Raw genomic sequence first — 3,858 nt, 5'->3', positions numbered from 1 at the left:
CTTTCGCCATCGCGCTCTATCTCGATGAAGCCTATCCGGACCGGCCGACGCTGTTTGGCGGTGAAGGCGGCGAGGCGATGGCGCGCTTCATCGAACGCTGGTCGCAAGTGACCATTCATCCCTACGTGACCACCGCGGCCATCATGGACCTTCATGCCATGCAGGACGCGGAAAACGCCGTCTATTTCCGCCAAAGCCGGGAGCAGCGTCTTGGCAAGAGGCTGGAGGAGGTGACGGCCGCCAGGGAGGCCGGGCTCGGCACTTTCAGAGCCTCGCTGGAGCCATTGCGCTCGATGCTCTTCTATCAGCCGTTCATCGGCGGCGCGGCGCCGCTGTTTGGCGACTATATCGTCTTCGGCGCCTTGCAATGGGCGCGCATAGCCTCGCCCTACCAATTGCTCGACGACGGCGACGTGGTGGCGCAGTGGTTCGCCCGCTGCCTCGACCTGCATGGCGGGCTGGGGCGAAAGGTCGCCGCCGCGGCTTGACGCCGTAAAGCAGTAACTTACTTGGCCGCCTTCTTTGGCTTGCCGGCCTTCGTGGCAGCCTTTGCCTCCTTGGGGGCGGCTTTTGGCTTGGCGGCGCCAGCTGCCTTCTTGGTTGGCTTTTTGGCTGCCGACTTGTCCGTGGCGTCCTCCTGGTCGACATCCGCCGCCGCCTGATGCCAATGGCGCTCATGATGTCCAGCCGGCTGGCCCTCTTGCAGCCAGATCTGGTGCGCACGGTTGCGAATGCGTTCCTGACGATCGTCTGTCATGGTCATGTTGTCTCCATACGGCCCGACCTCAGCGCGGCGCCGGCACGCGACTATAGCAAGCAAAGCGTTGCTGTGCAGCCGTCTGATCGGGGGCCCTTGGCAATGGGCCGGGCGGCTTGTATAGAGCCCGCCACTCTCAATTCCATTCTCAGACAAGGACGACCCATGGCGCTCGAACGCACATTTTCCATGATCAAGCCGGACGCAACCCGGCGCAATCTCACCGGCGCCATCACCAGGATGCTGGAAGAGGCAGGCCTGCGTGTCATCGCCTCGCGCCGGGTCTGGATGAGCCGCCGCGAAGCGGAAGGCTTCTATGCCGTCCACAAGGACCGTCCTTTCTTCGGCGAATTGGTTGAATTCATGTCGTCGGCACCGACCGTCGTCCAGGTGCTGGAAGGCGAGAACGCCATTGCCAGGAACCGCGAAGTGATGGGCGCCACGAACCCGGCCAACGCCGCCGAAGGCACCATCCGCAAGGTTCATGCGCTGTCGATCGGCGAAAACTCCGTGCACGGCTCCGACGCACCGGAGACCGCGGCAGAAGAGATCAAGTACTGGTTCTCGGACACCGAGATCGTCGGCTGAGCCGACGATCCAGACCTTGGATTCCGTAAAAAGAAGGCCGGCGTTTCGCCGGCCTTTTTCGTTGGGGGTCAGCTCGCCGCGCTAAAGCGCAGGATCTCGCGGCCATCCTTGCCTGATATGATGAGCTTGCCGGCCTCGACGCGGTATGACGCCGCCTTGGCCAGCGCATCGAACAGCGCCTTTTCCTCGGCCATCACCTCTGGCGCACAGGCCTTGTAGGTCGAACCGATGTCTCCGATCACGATCGTTTGCCCATTGACCTTGGCGGTGGCGAAATAGGTGTTGCAGGGGCCGCTGCCGCCCGCCTTGCCGGCCTCGCTGACCCTGAATGTCGCTTGCGGGGCAGCGATGACGCCGATGCCGTCGACATAGTCGACCAGCCAGAGCTGGTCGAAGACCGAAACCGTCGGCTCGGCGTTCGGGGCGACCATCTTCAGCATGATGGTCTGCGGCACGTCGGTCAGCGGATCGACCTGATGGCGCATATCGGAGATGAACAGGAGCTTGTCGTCGACGGTGATGCGGGCTTGCAACGCGTAAGTCATCTGCGACCGGATGACGGAAGGGTCGAATTTGATCTCGAAGCTGATCGGCACCTGGCCGGTCGGCTTCACTTTCTGCTCGCCGATAATGGTGGCCGGCGCATCGGCCAGCGACACATCGGCAAGTTGCACAGAGAGCACGGCACTGGGCGGCAAGGCAATGCGCTCGCGATAGATCACTTCGCCTCTCACTGCCTTTTCGGCGGCAACAGACTGCTCAGGAACGGCCAATATGCCGACGACCAGAGGCACGAAACCGAAGATGAAGAACTCCGCGATCCTGTCCAGCATGACCATCTCCCTCACCCCGGGCTGCCAATGCCCTGGGCTGCCAATGCCACGGGTTGCCAATGCCCAGGCTGACCAATTCCGCCAATTGGCCAAAGGATTGCGGTCAATGCATGGCTGCGGCGGATCTTATTCGGACGCTTTCCAGCGTTGCGCGGCCGTTGCATCGGCTTCCTTGGCCTCGACCCAGCCACCCTCCGAGCCGTCAGCCCGATGCTCCTTCTTCCAGAAGGGCGCGCGCGATTTGAGATAGTCCATGAGAAAATTCGCCGCCTCGAACGCCGCATGGCGGTGCGCGGAGGCTGCCACCACCAGCACGATGCTCTCGCCGGGCGCGATCTTCCCGTGGCGGTGGATGGCGGTGAGCCCCTGCAACGGCCAACGCTCGACCGCTTCAGCAGCGATGCGGGCGATTTCTGCTTCGGCCATACCGGGATAGTGTTCGAGCTCGAGCGCTGAGAGCGCGCCCTGCTCGTCGCGGCAAAGGCCTGAGAAGCTCACCACGGCGCCGATATCGGCGCGGCCTTGCGTCAGTCTGGCGATTTCGGCCGCGACGTCAAAATCTTGGCGCTGAATGCGCACGACAGGTATGATCCCGCCGGTCATTTCAGCCCCCGGTCATCGGCGGGAACAGCGCGATTTCGCGGGCGCCCGCGATCTTCTCGCGGTGCTCGACATGCTCCTGGTTGATAGCGACACGGATGACGTCAGGATATTGCAGCGCGTGCTCGTAGCCCTCGCCGCGCGATTTCAGCCAGCGCAGGAGATCGGCGACCGTCTCGATGCCAGCCGGCAAGTCGACGTCTTCCTCGGGCATGCCGATGCGCTCGCGCACCCAGGCAAAATAGATGAGCCGGGTCGTCATCTCACTCGTCCATGATGTGCTTGAGGCCGGCGCGGAAATAGTCGTAGCCGGTGTAGAGTGTGACCAACGCCGCGATCCACAGCAGCACCAGCCCGGTCTGGGTGGTCAGCGGAAAGATCTTGTCGCCGGCCGGTCCGGCCAAGAGGAACGCTATGGCGACCATCTGGATGGCGGTCTTCCATTTTGCCAGCTGCGTCACCGGCACCGAGACTTTCAGCGCCGCCAGATATTCGCGCAGGCCCGAGACGAGGATTTCGCGGCACAGGATGATGATCGCCGCCCACAACGACCAGCCGGCAATGCCCGCATGGCGATCGGTGTCCGCAGCCAGCAGCAGCAGGCAGGTGGCGACCAGCAGCTTGTCAGCGATCGGGTCGAGCATCTTGCCGATGTTGGAGGTCTGTTGCCAGGCGCGCGCCAGATAGCCATCCAGATAATCGGTGATCGAGGCGAGCAGGAAGATGATCAGCGCCGACCACCGGGCAAAGTCGCTCGACTTCAGATGTCCTTCGAGAAAAAAGCACAGCACCACCATCGGCACCGCGACGATGCGGGCGTAGGTGAGCATGTTGGGCAGGTTGAACGCGCGCTTGGCCATATCCGGGAAACTCTTTCTGCCTGCCTACTCAAATCAGAAGCGAATGTGGGGGGTCAACAGGCCAGATTCGACAGGCCAGATGAAAGTGCCAGATTTTTCAACTCTCGTGGAAGTGATTGTAGACCAGTTTCGCCACCTGCTCGGAAATCCCGTCGACTTTCCGCAGATCCTCGATGGCCGCGCGGCTGACCGCCTTGGCGGTGCCGAATGCCAGCAGCAA

The 3,858-nt window shown here is 62.5% G+C and carries 7 protein-coding genes; 2 read left to right on the top strand and 5 right to left on the bottom strand.

Annotation, left to right across the window (positions count from 1 at the left end; genetic code table 11):
* Positions 1–488: glutathione S-transferase C-terminal domain-containing protein (locus tag ENZ75_RS24460; RefSeq protein ID WP_128278371.1), on the top strand; the 488-nt coding region annotated here is incomplete at its 5' end.
* Positions 489–505: 17 nt separating this feature from the next.
* Here ENZ75_RS24460 and ENZ75_RS24455 read toward each other — a convergent pair.
* The gene (locus tag ENZ75_RS24455; RefSeq protein ID WP_032809008.1) at positions 506–757 is read right to left on the bottom strand and encodes a DUF2934 domain-containing protein; all 252 of its coding nucleotides are present in this window, start codon (positions 755–757) and stop codon (positions 506–508) included.
* Positions 758–922: 165 nt separating this feature from the next.
* Between ENZ75_RS24455 and ndk the strand changes: the two genes are divergently transcribed.
* Complete coding sequence (ndk, locus tag ENZ75_RS24450) at positions 923–1,345, top strand: nucleoside-diphosphate kinase (RefSeq protein ID WP_013532476.1); 423 nt, start codon at positions 923–925, stop codon at positions 1,343–1,345.
* Positions 1,346–1,413: 68 nt separating this feature from the next.
* On the opposite strand, the gene ENZ75_RS24445 is transcribed toward ndk, so the two are convergent.
* The 4 genes from ENZ75_RS24445 to pgsA form a co-directional block, all read right to left on the bottom strand.
* The gene (locus tag ENZ75_RS24445) at positions 1,414–2,178 is read right to left on the bottom strand and encodes a YbaY family lipoprotein (protein WP_013532477.1); all 765 of its coding nucleotides are present in this window, start codon (positions 2,176–2,178) and stop codon (positions 1,414–1,416) included.
* Between the two features lie 126 nt (positions 2,179–2,304).
* Positions 2,305–2,781 (bottom strand): molybdenum cofactor biosynthesis protein MoaE, encoded by a 477-nt coding sequence (locus ENZ75_RS24440; RefSeq protein WP_013532478.1) that lies wholly within the window; start codon positions 2,779–2,781, stop codon positions 2,305–2,307.
* A 1-nt stretch (position 2,782) separates the two neighbouring features.
* Positions 2,783–3,040, bottom strand: coding sequence for a molybdopterin converting factor subunit 1 (moaD, locus tag ENZ75_RS24435; protein ID WP_013532479.1), 258 nt, complete (start codon positions 3,038–3,040; stop codon positions 2,783–2,785).
* 1 nt (position 3,041) lies between these two features.
* Positions 3,042–3,638 carry a CDP-diacylglycerol--glycerol-3-phosphate 3-phosphatidyltransferase gene (pgsA, locus tag ENZ75_RS24430; protein ID WP_013532480.1) on the bottom strand — a complete coding sequence of 199 codons (597 nt, stop codon included), beginning with the start codon at positions 3,636–3,638 and terminating at the stop codon, positions 3,042–3,044.
* Positions 3,639–3,858: the final 220 nt, after the last annotated feature.

The sequence above is a fragment of the Mesorhizobium sp. M7A.F.Ca.CA.002.04.1.1 genome, assembly GCF_004022805.1.
In the GTDB taxonomy this organism is placed as follows: Bacteria; Pseudomonadota; Alphaproteobacteria; order Rhizobiales; family Rhizobiaceae; genus Mesorhizobium; species Mesorhizobium ciceri.
Note: the sequence above shows the minus strand (reverse complement) of the source record. Positions and strands in the feature narration are given on the sequence as shown.